Source organism: Flavobacterium sp. RHBU_3, assembly GCF_046613565.1.
GTDB lineage: Bacteria > Bacteroidota > Bacteroidia > Flavobacteriales > Flavobacteriaceae > Flavobacterium.
In genome coordinates, this window is the sequence record NZ_JBKJHC010000004.1 from 358,246 (window position 1) to 375,207 (window position 16,962).

General features: G+C 43.9%; 17 protein-coding genes. 9 read left to right on the top strand and 8 right to left on the bottom strand.

What is annotated here, in order from left to right:
• Positions 1–187 precede the first annotated feature (187 nt).
• From ACLI1A_RS08005 to ACLI1A_RS08035, 7 genes are all read left to right on the top strand, one after another.
• Complete coding sequence (locus ACLI1A_RS08005) at positions 188–1,345, top strand: glycoside hydrolase family 26 protein (RefSeq protein WP_411407920.1); 1,158 nt, start codon at positions 188–190, stop codon at positions 1,343–1,345.
• A 27-nt stretch (positions 1,346–1,372) separates the two neighbouring features.
• Complete coding sequence (locus ACLI1A_RS08010) at positions 1,373–3,298, top strand: sodium:solute symporter family protein (RefSeq protein ID WP_411407922.1); 1,926 nt, start codon at positions 1,373–1,375, stop codon at positions 3,296–3,298.
• A gap of 42 nt (positions 3,299–3,340) precedes the next feature.
• Entirely contained in the window at positions 3,341–4,528 is a 1,188-nt protein-coding gene (locus ACLI1A_RS08015) for a glycosidase (RefSeq protein ID WP_411407924.1), read from the top strand.
• Positions 4,528–5,703 carry an AGE family epimerase/isomerase gene (locus ACLI1A_RS08020; RefSeq protein WP_411407926.1) on the top strand — a complete coding sequence of 392 codons (1,176 nt, stop codon included), beginning with the start codon at positions 4,528–4,530 and terminating at the stop codon, positions 5,701–5,703. The genes ACLI1A_RS08015 and ACLI1A_RS08020 overlap by 1 nt, the downstream gene beginning before the upstream one ends.
• Before the next feature lie 410 nt (positions 5,704–6,113).
• Positions 6,114–7,334, top strand: a complete 1,221-nt coding sequence (locus ACLI1A_RS08025; protein ID WP_411407928.1) for a glycoside hydrolase family 26 protein — start codon at positions 6,114–6,116, stop codon at positions 7,332–7,334.
• 87 nt (positions 7,335–7,421) lie between these two features.
• Positions 7,422–8,723: a glycoside hydrolase 5 family protein gene (locus ACLI1A_RS08030; protein ID WP_411407930.1), complete on the top strand. Its 1,302-nt coding sequence runs from the start codon at positions 7,422–7,424 to the stop codon at positions 8,721–8,723.
• A gap of 53 nt (positions 8,724–8,776) precedes the next feature.
• Positions 8,777–9,265 carry an SMI1/KNR4 family protein gene (locus ACLI1A_RS08035; protein WP_411407932.1) on the top strand — a complete coding sequence of 163 codons (489 nt, stop codon included), beginning with the start codon at positions 8,777–8,779 and terminating at the stop codon, positions 9,263–9,265.
• A gap of 270 nt (positions 9,266–9,535) precedes the next feature.
• On the opposite strand, the gene ACLI1A_RS08040 is transcribed toward ACLI1A_RS08035, so the two are convergent.
• The 8 genes from ACLI1A_RS08040 to pyrR all read right to left on the bottom strand — a co-directional run bounded on the left by ACLI1A_RS08040 (position 9,536) and on the right by pyrR (position 13,919).
• Positions 9,536–9,832 carry a hypothetical protein gene (locus tag ACLI1A_RS08040; protein WP_411407934.1) on the bottom strand — a complete coding sequence of 99 codons (297 nt, stop codon included), beginning with the start codon at positions 9,830–9,832 and terminating at the stop codon, positions 9,536–9,538.
• Positions 9,833–9,835: 3 nt separating this feature from the next.
• Positions 9,836–10,114 (bottom strand): hypothetical protein, encoded by a 279-nt coding sequence (locus ACLI1A_RS08045; RefSeq protein ID WP_411407936.1) that lies wholly within the window; start codon positions 10,112–10,114, stop codon positions 9,836–9,838.
• Between the two features lie 394 nt (positions 10,115–10,508).
• Entirely contained in the window at positions 10,509–10,700 is a 192-nt protein-coding gene (locus ACLI1A_RS08050; RefSeq protein WP_411407938.1) for a hypothetical protein, read from the bottom strand.
• A 17-nt stretch (positions 10,701–10,717) separates the two neighbouring features.
• Positions 10,718–10,909, bottom strand: a complete 192-nt coding sequence (locus ACLI1A_RS08055) for a hypothetical protein (protein ID WP_411407940.1) — start codon at positions 10,907–10,909, stop codon at positions 10,718–10,720.
• Positions 10,910–11,051: 142 nt separating this feature from the next.
• Positions 11,052–11,957 (bottom strand): ribonuclease Z, encoded by a 906-nt coding sequence (locus ACLI1A_RS08060; protein WP_411407942.1) that lies wholly within the window; start codon positions 11,955–11,957, stop codon positions 11,052–11,054.
• Between the two features lie 87 nt (positions 11,958–12,044).
• Positions 12,045–12,359, bottom strand: a complete 315-nt coding sequence (locus tag ACLI1A_RS08065) for a ribonuclease Z (RefSeq protein WP_411407944.1) — start codon at positions 12,357–12,359, stop codon at positions 12,045–12,047.
• A 65-nt stretch (positions 12,360–12,424) separates the two neighbouring features.
• Positions 12,425–13,354: an aspartate carbamoyltransferase catalytic subunit gene (locus ACLI1A_RS08070; RefSeq protein WP_411407946.1), complete on the bottom strand. Its 930-nt coding sequence runs from the start codon at positions 13,352–13,354 to the stop codon at positions 12,425–12,427.
• A 31-nt stretch (positions 13,355–13,385) separates the two neighbouring features.
• Positions 13,386–13,919, bottom strand: coding sequence for a bifunctional pyr operon transcriptional regulator/uracil phosphoribosyltransferase PyrR (gene pyrR, locus ACLI1A_RS08075; RefSeq protein ID WP_411407948.1), 534 nt, complete (start codon positions 13,917–13,919; stop codon positions 13,386–13,388).
• 108 nt (positions 13,920–14,027) lie between these two features.
• On the opposite strand from pyrR, the gene ACLI1A_RS08080 reads away from it, so the two are divergent.
• Positions 14,028–16,688: a T9SS type B sorting domain-containing protein gene (locus ACLI1A_RS08080; RefSeq protein ID WP_411407950.1), complete on the top strand. Its 2,661-nt coding sequence runs from the start codon at positions 14,028–14,030 to the stop codon at positions 16,686–16,688.
• Positions 16,689–16,780: 92 nt separating this feature from the next.
• A complete protein-coding gene (locus ACLI1A_RS08085) occupies positions 16,781–16,945 on the top strand; it encodes a hypothetical protein (protein ID WP_411407952.1) in 165 nt (54 codons plus the stop codon).
• Positions 16,946–16,962: the final 17 nt, after the last annotated feature.

Below are 16,962 nucleotides of genomic sequence, written 5' to 3' on the forward strand. Positions count from 1 at the left end.
TTACTACAACGTTTGTTATAATTTGTTATAATAATGATAAAATAATATTAACGCTTCTTGTATGCTCGTTATATCTTTGGCATTATCAAAAAAGGGTTGATAAAATTATACTGTTGGGAATTATCAATCAAATAATTTAAGAATTTTACAATCTTATAAAATTCTTTTGAAGCACATGCAAATATAGATGAAAAATAATATTGCCATAATTATAGCCGGAATTTTTCTTGTATCGTGCAAAAGCACCTCACAAACTACTGCCAGTGTGCAGCTTCCGGCCGATAAAAATGCCACGCCCGAAACGGTGGTTTTGTACCAAAATTTGTTTAAAGCCCGCGAAAAAGGGTATATGTTCGGGCACCAGGATGCACTGGCATACGGTGTAAACTGGCGTTATGAAGAAGGCCGCAGCGACATAAAAGACGTAACCGGAGATTACCCTGCGGTATACGGGTGGGACCTGGGACGCATAGAGAATAAAGAAGATAAAGACCTTGATGGTGTGCCGTTTAGCAAACAGAAGCACTTTGTAGAAACGGTATACAATAGGGGAGGTGTAAACACTTTTAGCTGGCACATGAACAACCCGCTTACGGGTAAGGATGCCTGGAACAACGAGCCGGGTACGGTAGCATCGGTGCTGCCGGGCGGTGCTAAGCACGAGCTGTTTAAATCGTGGCTTGATAATGCCGCTGCCTACTTCCTTACACTAAAAGGGAAGGATGGTAAGCTGGTGCCGATACTTTTCCGTCCGTATCACGAATTTACGGGAAATTGGTTCTGGTGGTGCAAAAATACTACCACCCCTGAGCAGTTTAAAGCGCTGTGGAAATTCACGGTAAACTATTTTGAAAGCAAAGGCGTGCACAACCTGCTGTATGTATACAATACCAGCGATGCCAATGTCCAAACCAAAGCCGATTTTATGGAGTACTATCCCGGTGATGAGTATGTAGATATGGTAAGCTTTGATATTTACCAGGGTGGCGAGGAAGCTGAAAAACGCGAAAAGTTTGCGGCCGATACACACCGCCTCGTAGGGATAATAGATGAGGTGGCTACCGAACACCACAAGCTTTCATCGATTGCCGAGACGGGTTTTGAGCAGATACCGTATGCTACCTGGTGGACAGAAACCCTTACTAATGCTATAGGAAACAGGAAAATATCGTACGTGCTGGTATGGCGCAACCACGGCTGGAACGAGTATGTAAATCCGCCGCACATGCACTACTATGCGCCGTACAAGGGGCACAAATATGAGGCTGATTTTATAAAATATTACAAGCAGCCCGAAACCCTGTTCCAGAAAGAAGTAACCAAATTCAACCTTTATAAAAAATAATCACGCACGGCGTGACTCCATGATATAATGAGACTTACAGCTATAGACCTTTCTATTATTGCCGCTTATTTTATACTGATGGTGGCCATAGGTATTGTAATGAAAAATCGCGCCAAGCGCAGTAAAGACAGTTACCTTATGGGGGGCAAGTCGCTGCCCTGGTACATGCTGGGGCTTAGCGATGCCAGCGATATGTTTGATATTAGCGGTACCATGCTACTGGTAAGTATGGCGTTTTTGTACGGTTTTAAAAGCGTATGGATTCCGTGGATGTGGCCGGTGTTTAACCAGGTGTTCCTTATGGTATTTGTAAGCAAATGGCTTAGGCGAAGCAATGCCACTACCGGTGCCGAATGGCTGGGTACGCGTTTTGGCCTTACCGATAAAGGTGTAAAAAGCAGCCACGCTATAGTGGTGGTATTTGCGCTAATGCTGTGTGTGGGCTATATGGCCTATGCATTTGTGGGCGTGGGCGAATTCCTTGAAATATTCATTCCGTATGATACTATAAAAACGGTAGTACCATTTTTAGACCAGCACTTAGAGCAGTTTACCATTGGCTCAGCCGAATATGTAACAGCATTGGTAGATGCCAAGCATTTTACAGCTCAGTTTTATGGGGTAAGCATTTGTATTGTGGCTACATTCTACAGTATAGTAGGGGGGATGCACGGTATTGTACTGGCCGACTTTATAAAGTACATGATTATGATAGTGTGCTCGCTGTTTGTGGGTACTATAGCCATGAGTGCACTGGCAGATAGCGGTATAGTATTTACCGATAAAATGCCACTGGGGTGGGATAGCCCGCTGTTTGGTGCCGAACTGGGACTGGACTGGCAAACCATATTGCCTGAGGCACAGCACAAGCTGGAGCAGGACGGTTACAAGCTGTTCTCTGCCGTGGTAGCCATGATGTTCTTTAGCGGGGTGCTTAAAAGCCTTGCCGGGCCTGCACCAAACTACGATTGCCAAAAGATATTAAGTACCAAGTCGCCGGAGGAAGCCAGTAAAATGAGTGGTTTCATTTCTATCATACTGCTGCCTATCCGTTATTTTATGACCATGGGCTTGTGTATTCTGGGTGTGCTGTACTTTAAAGACCTGCAACTAAACCATACTGCCGATGGTATTAACTTTGAGAGTATTATGCCGGCTGTAATAAACAAATACCTGCCTGTAGGGCTTGTGGGGCTGGTGCTTGCCGGTTTCCTTGGTGCGTTTATGAGCAATTTTAGCGGTACGCTAAACGCAGGGCAGGCGTATATAGTAAACGATATTTACCTGAAATACTTTAAACCCGATGCCGACAGGAAACAGATCATCCGCATGGGGTACCTTTCGGGTACGCTTATGGTAATCCTGGGTGTAGGCCTTGGGTTGCTTATAAAAGACGTAAACATGATATTCAACATTATCACTGCAGGGCTGTATGGGGGCTTTGTGTGTGCTAATGTACTCAAATGGTACTGGTGGCGCTTTAATGCTTCCGGTTTCTTTTGGGGAATGCTTGCCGGCATTATTGCCAGCGCCATACCACCGTTCTTATCGGTTACGGGCATCAGCCATTTCTTTGACGGTACCCGTATGCTGTACTTTTTCCCGGTGTTTTTTGTTATTCAGTTGGTCGCCTGTATTTTGGGTTCTTACGCGGCGCCTCCAACGGAAACAGCTACACTGGTGAATTTTTACAAAACGGTAAGACCGTGGGGTATGTGGAAACCCATACACGAACTTGCACAACAAGAGGACCCGGAACTGCAACGCAACAAAAACTTTGGCATTAACATGGCGAACGTGGCTATGGGTATTGCCGGACAAATATTGCTTACGCTGCTGCCCATGTACTTTATTTTAAGTAAATGGACCGGGTTCTTTACCGTGCTGGTTTTACTGGCGGTAATATTTGCCGTAATGAAAAAAACATGGTGGAACCGACTCACCGATTTTTAAAAAAACAACAATTGCACCAATTAACTAAAAAGGGTATTGGATATGATTACTGAAAACACGGTTAAAATACCGAATTATGACGCGCTGGTAAAAGCCCATCGTGAACTTACAGAAAAGAAGAATGAGCCTGCTGATACCGGCAATGGCGTATATACCCGCTACAAAAATCCTGTGGTTACCGCCGCACACGTGCCACTGCACTGGAGGTACGACTTTAATGCTGCCACCAATCCGCACGGTATGGAACGCATAGGCTTTAACGCTGCGTTTAATGCCGGTGCTACCAAGTGGAACGGCAGGTACATTATGTGCGTGCGTGTGGAAGGGGTAGACCGTAAATCGTTTTTTGCGATTGCAGAAAGCCCTAACGGCATAGACAATTTTGTGTTTTGGGACAAGCCTGTGGTTATACCGCAAATTGAGGGTAACCCGGATACCAATGTATACGACATGAGGCTTATTCAGCATGAAGACGGCTATGTGTACGGTATTTTTTGTACCGAGCGCAAAGACCCTAACGCCCCTAAAGGCGATACCAGTTCGGCTATAGCCAATGCCGGTATTGTACGCACTAAAGATCTTATCAACTGGGAGCGCCTGCCCGACCTGATAAGCAATACAGGCCAGCAGCGCAATGTGGTACTGCACCCTGAGTTTGTAAACGGCAAGTACGCCATATACACACGCCCTCAGGATGGTTTTATCGATGTAGGCAGTGGAGGCGGTATTGGCCTTGGCTTCATTGACAAAATGGAAAACCCTGAAGTGCTGGATGAAAAAATCATTTGTGGTAAGGTATACCATACTATTTACGAACTGAAAAACGGCCTTGGCCCTGAGCCTATTAAAACCGATAAAGGCTGGCTGCACCTGGCACACGGTGTGCGTAACACTGCTGCCGGGCTACGCTATACGCTGTATATGTTTATGACCGATCTTAACGAGATAGACAAGGTTATTTACCACCCGGCGGGCTACTTTATGGCTCCGGAAGGTGAGGAGCGTGTGGGCGATGTAAGCAACGTGCTTTTTGGTAACGGCTGGATTGCCGACGAAGACGGTACAGTGTACATTTACTACGCATCGTCTGATACGCGCATGCACGTAGCGGTTTCTACCGTAGACAAGCTAGTAGATTATGTAATCAACTCGCCTGCAGATACCTTTACTTCGGGAGGTTCGGTACAAACAATTATAGATCTTGTAGACAGCAACAAGAAGTTTTTATAATGGCACAACTTAAGGAAGCCATGCTCCGTGAGCTGCACAGCATTATGGGGTATTGGGAAAAAAATACCACAGATACCGTTAACGGTGGCTTTATAGGCACCATAGACTGTAACGAACAAAATGATTATACAGCTGAAAAAGGCTCCGTAATGAATGCCCGCATATTGTGGGCATTTGCTGCGGCGTATCCGGTTACGCAAAACGAAGCACACTTAGAGTTAGCACACCGGGCATACCGTTATATTGCCACTTATTTTTACGATAAGGAGCACGGCGGTATCTTTTGGAGTGTAAATGCCGACGGTTCGCCAAAGGATACCAAAAACCAAATTTATGCGCTGGCGTTTACCATTTATGGGCTTTCGGAATATTATGCCGTTACCCAAAATGAAGATGCCCTGCAACTGGCTGTCAGCCTGTATAAAAAGATTGAGGAGCACAGTTTTGACAAGGAGTATTCGGGCTACCTGGAAGCCTTTACCCGCGACTGGCAACCCATAGACGACCTTCGCCTGAGCGATAAGGACGCCAACGAAAAAAAGACCATGAATACCCACCTGCACATTGTAGAAGGGTATGCTAACTTGTATCGTGTGTGGCCCGATGCTGGTTTAAAAAGTGTTATATCGCAACTGCTTATTACCATAAACAATCATTTTATGGACATAGACACCGGGCATTTGCACCTGTTCTTTAACGAAGAATGGGTAGAGAAGCCCGATGTTATTTCCTACGGACATGATATTGAGGCGGCATGGCTGCTGCAATGGTGCGCTGAAGTGATAGGCGATGAACAGTTAATAGCCATTTACAAAAAGCACGCGGTTATTATGGCCGATGCTACCTTTGAAGGGGTAGATGAAACCGATGGCGGACTTTGGTACGAATACGACCCTCAGGAAAACCACCTTATTGCCGAAAAACACTGGTGGCCCCAAAGCGAGTTTATGATAGGCATGGTTAATGCATGGCAACTTACTGGTGATGCAAAATACCTGGATGCCACAACACGCAACTGGCAGTTTGTACAGCAGCACATACTGGATACCGCTAATGGCGAATGGATATGGGGCGTGGATGCAAACTATAAGCTGATAGAAAAAGACAAAGCCGGTTTCTGGAAATGCCCGTACCACAACAGCAGGGCATGCCTGGAACTGATAAAGAGACTGTAAGCCTCTCCCCAGCCCTCTCCAAGAGAGAGGGAGTAGCTTCACTCAAATGGATTAGGTACTACAATTCCCCTCCTTCGGATTATCGTATGGAACATCTTAGCGGCTTGGCGCCTTTGCGAGAAATTTTCTGCCATAAGGCTCACAAAGTTTTTTACAAAGTCTACAAAACGACTTGTGTCCACACAATATTCAGTACACATGGGGTGGGAATGTATTCGTCAAGATTAAATTTCTCGCAAAGGCGCCAAGCCGCAAAAGAGAGATGCTCTTAGCAAGATAATTCCTTGAAAATATAATACCTTTTTTTGACAAAATAGCAGTATTACGAAAACGATTGATGGAGTAATTTGCATACGTTAAATGAAATTTACCCGTGCCACTTATCCGGCACAATACGACTAACACACGCTATGAAAAAATTTACAGTAAGCCTGCTCGTTATGGGTATGGTGCTGGCTGCATCATGCGGCAGTGATAATGATAGTAGTACCGACACTACGCCTGTAGTGGTGGACGACGACCCGATGACGGCGGCAAACGTGCGTACCTATATGGCCGACCCGAATGCCACTGCCGAAACGGTAGCGCTCTTTTACAATTTGAGAAAAACACAAAAAACAAAGTGCCTTATTGGGCAGCAGGATGCTTTTAACAGCTTCTACCAGGGTAATTCCGGGAGTTCTGATATTAAGAAGGCCACAGGCAGCGACCCTGCTCTTTTGGGTTCGGACTTTATGTTCATTACCGATAATAACAACACCGGGCAGGCCGACAACTGGTTTTACCAGCAGGAGGTAGCCATTACCACTGCAGCCAAGCAGGCGTATAACAGCGGTATGGTAAACACCTTTAGCTGGCATATTAGGGAACCGTATCATGGTGAAACTTTTTATGCTGCTGATATGACCAATGAGGAAAAATACTCGGCTTTTGCCAGTATACTTCCAGGAGGTGCTAACCACGACTATTTTAAGCAAAAGCTTGATAAAGTAGCTAGTGTGCTGAACAACCTTAAAGGAGCAGACGGTAAACTGATACCGGTTATTTTCCGTCCTTTTCATGAGTTTGACGGAAACTGGTTCTGGTGGGGTGCTCCTTATTGCACCGCAGCCCAGTACAAGGAAGCCTACCAGTTTTTAGTTACCTACCTGCGCGATACAAAAGGGGTACACAATGTACTGTATGCCTATTCGCCGGACAACAGCTACAGCACATCGGCTACGTACCTGGAGCGCTATCCCGGCGATGGATATGTAGATGTACTGGGTATGGACAATTACGGCGATTTTAGTACCGGCAGCAGTTCGGGTTACAGCACCGCAAATACCAAACTTAAAATGGTAAGCGACCTGGCTACAACCAAGGTGAAAATTTGTGCCATGACCGAAACCGGCTATCGTGTTACTGCAAGCAACAGCCCCATAAGCGGATTTTTCAGCACTAACCTGTATAATGCACTTACGCTGAATAAAGTAAAACCGGCGTATGTAATGTTTTGGTACAACGACCAGGACGGTTACTACGTGCCACCTGCGGGGCAAAGCAATACGCAGGATTTTGTAACCTTTGCAAATAAGGCTACATCGGTGTTGCAGGACGATTTACCTGCTATGTACACCATTACAGAATAGATTAAGATTTGGGTTAATGTTTTTCGTAGGGCGTGGTTTGTGAGGAAAGCCGCGCCCTCACTTTTAAACCCGTAAGACATAATTTGTATGACAAACACATTAAAAACCGCATTGGCCATTACGGCTGTATCGTTTGGGGTATCGTGTTCGGCACAAAAAACAAGTCAGCCTGAGCATATTACCGTAAAAGGAACCGAATTTTATAAGGGAAACAAGCCTTACCACTACATAGGTGCTAACTACTGGTACGGCAGCCTGCTGGCCAGTAAAAGCGTGGGCGATCGTGTCCGCCTTGCCAAAGAGCTTGATGAGCTGAAGGCATTCGGTATAGACAACCTCCGTATTATGGTAGGAGCAGAGGGTGGCACACAGGATTTTACTGTAAAGCCTGCACTGCAACCGCAGCAGGGAGTGTACAACGAAGACCTGCTGGACGGGCTTGATTACCTACTGAATGAATTGCGTAAGCGCAATATGTATGCCGTGCTGTACCTGGCCAATAACTGGGAATGGAGCGGGGGCATGGCGCAATACCTGGAGTGGAACGGCTACGGTAAGTTGCCCAACCCGAACATTCCGCCGAATACCTGGCCGCAGTTTATGGACTACGTGAAGCAGTTCCACAAGTGCGAACCGTGCCGCGAGGCGCTGAATAAGCACATAGCCAAGATAATAGGCCGCACTAATGCGTACAGCAAGCTTAAATATACCGAAGACAATACCATTATGGCATGGCAGGTGGGCAATGAGCCCCGCGTGTTTACCGCCGATAACGAGGCTGCGTTTACTAACTGGCTTACTGATGTGGTGAATACCATAGACGGGCTGGACAGTTACCACCTTATTTGTACCGGTAGCGAGGGTAAGGCGGGTTCGGCAGATGATACTGCTATCTACAAGCGTACCCACAACAACCCGAAAATCGACTACCTTACCATGCACATTTGGCCAAAGAACTGGGGCTGGTACAAGCATGAGGATGCAGCCAAAACCCTACCGGTAGCCATTAGCAAAACCATGGAGTACATAGACGAGCATACCGCTGTAGCCGAAAGGCTGCGCAAGCCGCTGGTACTGGAGGAATTTGGCTTGCCACGTGCCCACGAAAGCCTGGATAGGAATGTACCAGCCAAAGAGCGCGAACAGTATTACAAAGCTATTTTTGATAAGCTGGAAAACAGCATAAAGCAGCACAAGGCTTTTACCGCGCTGAATTTTTGGGGCTATGGAGGTACAGGCAAAAACAACCCGGCACAGGGACATTGGCACGAAGGCGATGCCTTTACCGCCGACCCGCCACAGGAACCGCAGGGGCTTAACACGGTTTTTAGCACCGATACCGATATGCTGAAAATGATAAAGAAATATAACGTAGCAATACGTAAATAAGAGCCGAAAGGCTCTTTTTTGTTTATATTTGATGAACCAATTGACTATTATTTATGGAACAAATACTAAAAGACATTTCAAAATTCTCTGTTTCAACAGGCGAAGCGATAGCTACTGAAGCACAGCTCAAAAGTGAATGGCTTGGGTTTGAGCCGGCATCTGATGAACAGATAAAAGCAACTGAGAAACGCTTAGGTTTAAAACTGCCCGAAGACTATATTAACTTTGTGAAAATCACAAACGGTTTTTCTGCCCCCAATCAAATAGAGCCATCGTTTATCCCGGTACAAGAAATCACTTTTTTAAAAGATTCAGATCCTTTTCTTATAGAGGCATATCAGTTAGAAGAATTAGAGAGCGCTATTTTTATCAGTGGTGAAGATGAAGAACAACATTTCTTTCTTATATATCCGAAATCTGAAAATGAAAAATGGAGGTATTGGAAATTTGCGAACTGGTATCCCGGCGAACATGAATTTGAAAACCTGGAGTCATATTTTGCAGATGTACTTGAGTTTATCCGAAAAGATATAGGCGATTAAATAACCCTCCATTCATAAAAAAAGTACTGAAGCCATTCGTTCAGTAAACACTGCTAAATGCTGTTGATGATTTTGTAACTGCTGTTGGGCAATTGTATACCAAATGTTCACGCTTTGTATACACTTTGTATACGCCTTGTATACGCTTTGTAGCATATAGAGGTAAGGTGTTGCAGCGACTTGTTTATACCAATTTTAAATAATAAAAGGGCCGCTCGCAGCGACCCTTTCGTAGTATTGGTGGAAGGAAGTATTGCATATTTGTGCAAACTATTTTGTATAAAATTCGTGGTGCCAATATTTAAGTAACCATGACCGAACCTCGTCTCGGTTTTTAATATTTATGGGCAGATGGTTGTACAATAAATATTCTGCCCTTTTAAAAGATGCGGCACTGCTTAGATTGTGCGAGTTGAAAAATTCGTTGATAAAATGCAGCATTTCATGTCCCTGGCTCCTATTGAAGGTCTTTTTGCCTACAGGTATTTTTACCTGCTTTCTGTTCCAGTTATAGGTGTAAAGAAGATCCTCTTTCTCAAACCTTATTTCTTGTGCTACGGCTTCCATAGCTTATTTCTTAAAGGTTGTGTCCAGCCATTGCTGTACATCTTTGTGGGTTCGGGCAGAAAACGGTAGCCTGGTTTTTATAGCCGATTCTATCTTCTGGAATGTTTGTTCTGCCTGCCAGCCCCTGTAATCCATATAACGATTGATAAAGTGCAGTACATCAAAACCCTGTTCCCAGTTGAAAACTATATGCTCAGGAAAGCCAACTATCTCTTTATTTGTTGTTTCTGTTTCACTCCATGTAGCAGAATGACGCAGAAGTGTTTTAGTAAAATTTGCCATTTGGTCGTTTATTAGGGTATGGCAAATTTTTAAAATTTATTTTACGCATATAAGCGTATAAACACCTGAATTACTAAAACAGGTAATTTTACGTAGCAGACCCCCGTAAAAATAAAAGGGTTTGGCCTTAAATAAAAAATCCCCAACATTTGTGATGTAAGGGGATGTATTAAAATATTGACTAATTTATTTGTAAAATAAAGAGCGAATCAGCTTGTGTAGCGCTCATTAAGCTCTTCAAAATCGTCGTCATCTGATGAAACAGACTGGTTTTGGTCTTCATCAAGGTCTACATTGTCTTCCAGCAGATAATCATCCTGATTAAATGCCTCACTGTTTTTACTGTTTCCGCCTTCTTCATCCCATTCCCTTTTATTTACGCTGCCTGTATATTTCAGGTTGTCAGAACTTTTTCAGTATCCTGTTCCTTGGTATAGGTAACGCCTTCTTGTTCCAGAGCAAGGTATTTGTCTGTTTCCTCTTCATTCTTTCCGTCGTCATACTTAGCTTTGGGTACAGCTTTTCCGCCCTCTGTTAAAGGTGTTTTATGTGTACCGCCAGCAATATGTTTACCTTTTTCTTTCATAATATTAGTTTTTATTCCTAAAAAATAATAGACCTTAAATCATTTAGTTTTAAAAGCCTCAAATTTGTTAGTAGAAGGTTTTTAAGTTGCAGGCTGCAAGACAATTCTTCAGCCTCCTTTACGCTCCTTTCAGCATTTAAAGCGGCCTTTTCATAAGAAATGGCAGCCGGGTCAACTCCTGCGCGATTGCTGTTGTAAATTCGTTCCATAGCAGTAACTTAAAGGTTCAAAAAATTGTAATATATTTCCCCTCTAAGTTAGCAACATATTTTCTATTAAAATGATAAAACAGTATAATTAATGCTGATTTAACACTTTAACATACTTTGCGGTATAAGGATGCTTTAAAGGCTAAAATTCGAATACCTTACCGTCATCGGCTATTTCTGTGTTTTCAAAAACCGTGCGGGCTTCGTCTTTAAAAAGCTCTATAGACTCATAGCGGGTAGAGTAGTGGCCCAGTATCAATGTACCGGCATTGGCTTTCTTTGCCAGTTCAGCGGCCTGTTTTGCCGTACTGTGCATGGTAGGCTCGCAGTAGCGCGCCTCGCTTTCCAGGAAGGTACTTTCATGATACAGCACATCTACATTTTGTATTACAGGGATTATGCTTTCCAGGTAAATGGTATCGCTGCAAAAGGCATAGCTTTTTGCCGGTGGCGGGTCAAAGGTAAGTGCTGCATTAGGTATTACTTCACCGCTGTCCAGGGTTATGTCGCCGCCGTATTTTATTTTGTTGTAATACACGGTGTCTATTTCATAGTTTTCTACCGCTTCAATGTTCAGTTTTCGTTCGGTATTCTTTTCCTGGAACAGGTAACCATTAGTATACACGCGGTGTTTTAAAGGTATTGTGGTAACCTTTACCTTGTCGTCTTCAAAAATAACTTCGGGTTCTTTTGATTCCAGTTCATGGAAATAAAGATCATAAGAAGTCCATGAATTAGAAAGGCGTAGCTGAACGGTTATCAGTTCCTTAATGCCTTTAGGGCCGTATATGTGCAGGTCGTTTTTTCGGCCCAGCAGTGCGAAAGTAGATATTAAACCAATAAGCCCGTACACGTGGTCGCCGTGCAGGTGCGAAATGAAAATCTGGTTTATTTTGCTGAACTTTATTTTGTTTTTACGCAGCTGTACTTGGGTGCCTTCGCCGCAGTCTATAAGGAACATACGGTTTTTCATTTCCAGTACCTGCGATGTAGGGTTTGTAAGCGTGCGTGGGGTAGCTGCGTAGCAACCCAATATGGTTATTGTCATTGTAATCGTGTTTGTGCCGCATTTAATAAAAACAATGCGAGCCGCACAAGTTACAAAATATGCAATAAACTATACCTTAATTAAACGCTAAAAGCCCAAATCGCGCTCTATTTCTTCCATTTCTATAATGTCGTGGGCTTCCTGTACGGTAGGTACCACAATAAGTTCATCGGGATTTTCATCAATGTCAAAATCCTTTACTACCAGCACAAATGATTTTTTACCCTTGCGGTGCTTATCAGATAATGGCAGGTAGGGCAGCAGGCTTTCAAACGTTAATCCGTCCTGGGCACTAAGGTCGATGATTACGTTATTGTCTTTAAAATCATTGTACCCCGCAGTAAGCTTTTCTAAAAAAGCTACAGCATCGGCATTGGTATCTGTAAGTATAGTTGTTTTCATTTTTAAAAGCTGCTTAGCCAATGAGCTGCTAAGCTGCTAAGCAACTCAGAAGCTCAGTAGCTTTATTACTGTTTAATTTTGCTTGCCAGCAGGTAAATAACCGCCATACGCACTGCAACACCGTTTTCTACCTGTTCCAGTATTACCGATTGTTGAGAGTCGGCCACGTCGCTGGTTATCTCTACCCCGCGGTTTATAGGCCCCGGGTGCATTATTACAATTTCTTTATTAAGCGAATCAAGGAAAGCTTTATCAAGCCCGTATTGCTGTGCATATTCACGCGTAGACGGGAAGTAGTTTACGTCCAGTCTTTCGTTTTGCACACGCAGCATATTAGCCACATCGGCCCACTCCAGTGCTTTGCGCAGGTTAGGCTCCACTGTTACCCCCAGCGATTCTATATAGCGTGGTATCAGTGTTTTTGGTCCGCATACCTTTACTTCGGCACCCTGCATTTGCAGTGCAAATATGTTAGAAAGCGCCACACGGCTGTGCAATATATCACCCACAATAACCACCTTTTTGCCTTCTACACCGCCCAGTTTTTCACGAATGGTATACGAGTCCAGCAATGCCTGTGTAGGGTGTTCGTGTGCACCATCGCCTGCATTAACAATACTTGCATTAACGTGCTTAGACAGGAAATGTGCCGCACCCGGTTTTTCATGGCGCATTACCACCATGTCTACCTTCATGCTTAGTATATTGTTTACGGTATCTATAAGGGTTTCTCCCTTTTTTACAGACGACTGCGCCGCGCTAAAGCTAATCACATCGGCACTAAGCCTTTTTTGTGCCAGCTCAAACGACAGGCGGGTACGCGTACTGTTTTCAAAGAAAATATTGGCAATGGTAATATCCCTCAGTGAGGGTACCTTTTTTATCGGTCGGTTTATTACTTCCTTAAACTGGTCAGCTGTTTCAAAAATAAGGTCGATATCATTTTTGTTGATATACTTTATACCTAATAAATGATTAACGCTTAGTTCTTTCATCTGGTGTAGTAGTGTGTTGTTATCGCGTTTGTTAAACTATGTATACAGAATCTTCTCCTTCATTTTCCTGCCATGATACCCTTACTTTTTCGTCGTTAATGGCATCTACCTGGCGGCCCCTGTAATCAGGCTGTATGGGCAGGTGACGGCTAAAACGGCGGTCTATAAGCACCATTAGCTCTATTTCACTTGGGCGGCCAAACGATTGTATGGCAGTAAGTGCAGCACGTATGCTGCGCCCGGTATAAAGTACGTCGTCTATAAAAATTACCTTTTTGTTCTCTACAATAAAGTCAATCTCGGTACGGTTTGCCTCAAGGGGCTTATCGCCACGGCGAAAATCATCACGAAAAAACGTAATGTCCAGGAAACCTATTTCTATATGCGGAACGTTGTATTCTTTTTCAAGGATGTGTTTAATACGGCTTGCCACAAAACCTCCCCTTGGCTGTATGCCAATAAGTACGGTATCAGAAAAATCGAGGTGTTTTTCGATAAGCTGGCAGGCCAAACGATGCAGGATGATATTGACTTCGCGGGCTGTAAGCAATATTTTATGGCTCATAATGCAATTGATGTTTGGAGTGTAAAGTTAAGGCATAATATTTAAACACAAAATTTTATTACATAAGGCAATAATTATATTTTTGTAGGTAGCCAATAAACCAACTTTATGAAAAATATAATTACTTCATTAGTATTGCTTTGCAGCATATGCTTGTCAGCCCAGGAAATTTGTAATAATGCACTTGATGACGACGGCGATGGCCTTATAGACCTTAATGACCCGGATTGTAACTGCGGTAACCAGACGCCCGTACCTTCTATAATACCCAATGCTTCGTTTGAGGAACATAGCGAATGCCCTTGGAGCTTTTCGCAACTTAACCTTTGTGAAGGGTGGGTACAGGCAACTGATGCCACTACCGATTATTATAACACCTGCGGTACTATGGCCCCTGGTTTGCAGGCACTTTCGGATGTGCTGATGCCTTTTCCTGACGGAGAGGGTATAACCGCCGCTATTTTTAAGCCTGACTGGAACGAGTACCTGGGCAGCTGCCTTTTGGCGCCTATGGTTGCCGATACCCCATACCAGCTTACTTTTAATATTGCCTCCATGCCCATAAGTAATGATGGAAGTACGTGTAATGATAATGTAATTGATTATGACCCGGTTAATGTTACCATTTACGGTACCCAGAATTGCATAAATCTGCCATTAAGTACTGTTTTTAGTCCGGATATGGCCAGCACAGAGTGGGTAGAGCTGGGCAGGGCTTCTTACAATCCGCAGTCGCACTGGGGGCAGCTTACCATATCTTTTACACCTACAGACGATATAAAGGCAATTATGATAGGCGCGCCTCGCACATTGCCCCCTGCTTACAGTGTTATCAGTTGCTATGCTTATTTTTTATTTGACAACCTTATTCTTAACGAGGCTTCAAAATTTGATGTACATATTAATGCTACCGGAGATTATTGTAATAGCAACCTTGTATTGGCATCAAGCCTGTCTGTAACAGTGTCTGACGAGGCTACTTTCCAGTGGTATAAAGATGGTATAGCCATTGTAGGGGCAACGCAAAGCACCTATGCCGTAGAACCGGGATCTGGCCCTGCAGAATACAGGGTAAAGGTTACCGATGGTGCCGAATGTTATTTATCTCCCGGATATATCGTTAATAATTTTAACCAGGAACCGGATATTACCGTGGTGCAGCCCAATTGTATTTCCGATGGTACCATAACGGTAAATACACCCGCAGACTTTTATAGCTTTGATAATGGTGTAACCTGGTCTGCAAGTAACGTATCGGGCCTGTTACCGTCTGGCATATACGCAGTAAAGACAAAAACCGTAGCTGGCTGTACCTCTATGGCAAGCATAGCAAACCTGAGCTATTTTAGTAATTTAGATTATATTAATTATACGTCTGTAAATCCGCAGTGTGGCGTTTTAGGAAGCATAACCATTACTGCGCCGGCAGCCCTGTACAGTTTTGATGGCGGCGCCACATGGGAGACATCCGATACTAAACAGCTTGATTACGGAATGCATCATATAATGATTAAAGACGACACGGGCTGCTCTGTAGGTGAAAATTATGTTTACCTGCCGCAACCGTTTTTCAGCCCGCCTTCATTTACCCCTTATAATATAACCTGCGGTAGCCTGGGCTCAATAACCATAGATACCGTTACTGATTTTTATAGTATAGATGGTGGGGACACATGGAGTACGTCTAACACTTTTTCATCGCTTACCGAAGGTTATTATTTTGTTACTGTTAAAGATGCCTCGGGCTGCCAGTCTCAACCCCTGTTTGTTTATATAGGTGTAGAAGATATATATGCACCCGCAACCGATAATACTGTTATTTATTGCCAGGGTGCTACAGCTACAGCACTTACAGCTGTAGGCACCGATATTTTGTGGTATGATACCCCAATAGGCGGAACACCGCTTTCGGCAGCCCCTGTTCCGGATACCAGCACCGTAGGAAATGCGTGGTATTACGCCTCGCAAACCGTAAGGGCCTGCGAGAGCCAGCGCACCGCGGTGCATGTTACTGTACTGGCAACCCCTGATGTTGCAACAGCCACACAATATTATGAATATTGCAAGGATGAGCCCACAACAGCTTTAACCGCTACAGGAGTAGGCCTCACCTGGTATACAACACCAGACGGAGGTATCGGCAGCGCTACTGCACCTGTACCGCCCAGCGATGTGCCCGGTACTTTTTATTACTACGTTTGCCAGTCTGTAAACGGGTGCGAAAGCCCCAGGATAACCATAACCGTAGTTATACACCCTATACCGCCGGTTCCTGTAACTGATACTAAAATACAATATGAGCAGTATGACCCTGTACAGCCATTGATGGCAATCGGCGAAAATATAGTCTGGTATGATAGCAATTTTGATGCACTAAGTGAAAAACCCGTTATTACATCTGATGAGCTTGGCAAAACAGTATATTATGTAAGCCAAACCATTAACAACTGTACCAGTAGCTTGCACAGGATAACGGTTGTTATATTGCCGAATTATATTACTATAAAGTACCCTAATTATTTTACCCCTAACGGCGATGGCACCCACGAAACCTGGAATATCTATAAACCCGAGTTTGGCATTAAGGCTACAGTATATATTTTTGACCGGTACGGCAAGTTAATTACAACGTTATTTTCGCCGGGCAGCGGCTGGGATGGCACTCTAAATGGTGCACCCCTGCCGTCTACTGATTACTGGTTTAAGGTATACTATACAGAATATGGTGTGGCTAAAACGTTTGGGGCGCATTTTAGCCTGGTGCGGTAAACTTAATTTTTTGCCAATTAGTTTATTGTTAACTATAAAGCCCTGCATGTCGGGTTAATTTTAGGTATTCAATAACCTAAAAACAAAAAGATATGAAACGTATTGCTAACCTTGGTATGCTTATGCTGGTAATGTCTATGCTTGCCGGATGCGAAGCCATAGAAACAATTTTTAAAGCCGGTATGGGCTTCGGGATATTTATAGTAATCGCCGTTGTAGTCCTTATAATATGGATTATAAGCCGATTTAGGAAATAGGTGAATCAAAAAATTAG

What these genes read in the sequence shown, in the direction of transcription:
- ACLI1A_RS08005 (WP_411407920.1), top strand. Translation starts at nt 188, where the DNA reads ATGAAAAATAATATTGCCATAATTATAGCCGGAATTTTTCTTGTATCG.
- ACLI1A_RS08010 (WP_411407922.1), top strand. Translation starts at nt 1,373, where the DNA reads ATGAGACTTACAGCTATAGACCTTTCTATTATTGCCGCTTATTTTATA.
- ACLI1A_RS08015 (WP_411407924.1), top strand. Translation starts at nt 3,341, where the DNA reads ATGATTACTGAAAACACGGTTAAAATACCGAATTATGACGCGCTGGTA.
- ACLI1A_RS08020 (WP_411407926.1), top strand. Translation starts at nt 4,528, where the DNA reads ATGGCACAACTTAAGGAAGCCATGCTCCGTGAGCTGCACAGCATTATG.
- ACLI1A_RS08025 (WP_411407928.1), top strand. Translation starts at nt 6,114, where the DNA reads ATGAAAAAATTTACAGTAAGCCTGCTCGTTATGGGTATGGTGCTGGCT.
- ACLI1A_RS08030 (WP_411407930.1), top strand. Translation starts at nt 7,422, where the DNA reads ATGACAAACACATTAAAAACCGCATTGGCCATTACGGCTGTATCGTTT.
- ACLI1A_RS08035 (WP_411407932.1), top strand. Translation starts at nt 8,777, where the DNA reads ATGGAACAAATACTAAAAGACATTTCAAAATTCTCTGTTTCAACAGGC.
- ACLI1A_RS08040 (WP_411407934.1), bottom strand. Translation starts at nt 9,832, where the DNA reads ATGGAAGCCGTAGCACAAGAAATAAGGTTTGAGAAAGAGGATCTTCTT.
- ACLI1A_RS08045 (WP_411407936.1), bottom strand. Translation starts at nt 10,114, where the DNA reads ATGGCAAATTTTACTAAAACACTTCTGCGTCATTCTGCTACATGGAGT.
- ACLI1A_RS08050 (WP_411407938.1), bottom strand. Translation starts at nt 10,700, where the DNA reads ATGAAAGAAAAAGGTAAACATATTGCTGGCGGTACACATAAAACACCT.
- ACLI1A_RS08055 (WP_411407940.1), bottom strand. Translation starts at nt 10,909, where the DNA reads ATGGAACGAATTTACAACAGCAATCGCGCAGGAGTTGACCCGGCTGCC.
- ACLI1A_RS08060 (WP_411407942.1), bottom strand. Translation starts at nt 11,957, where the DNA reads ATGACAATAACCATATTGGGTTGCTACGCAGCTACCCCACGCACGCTT.
- ACLI1A_RS08065 (WP_411407944.1), bottom strand. Translation starts at nt 12,359, where the DNA reads ATGAAAACAACTATACTTACAGATACCAATGCCGATGCTGTAGCTTTT.
- ACLI1A_RS08070 (WP_411407946.1), bottom strand. Translation starts at nt 13,354, where the DNA reads ATGAAAGAACTAAGCGTTAATCATTTATTAGGTATAAAGTATATCAAC.
- pyrR (WP_411407948.1), bottom strand. Translation starts at nt 13,919, where the DNA reads ATGAGCCATAAAATATTGCTTACAGCCCGCGAAGTCAATATCATCCTG.
- ACLI1A_RS08080 (WP_411407950.1), top strand. Translation starts at nt 14,028, where the DNA reads ATGAAAAATATAATTACTTCATTAGTATTGCTTTGCAGCATATGCTTG.
- ACLI1A_RS08085 (WP_411407952.1), top strand. Translation starts at nt 16,781, where the DNA reads ATGAAACGTATTGCTAACCTTGGTATGCTTATGCTGGTAATGTCTATG.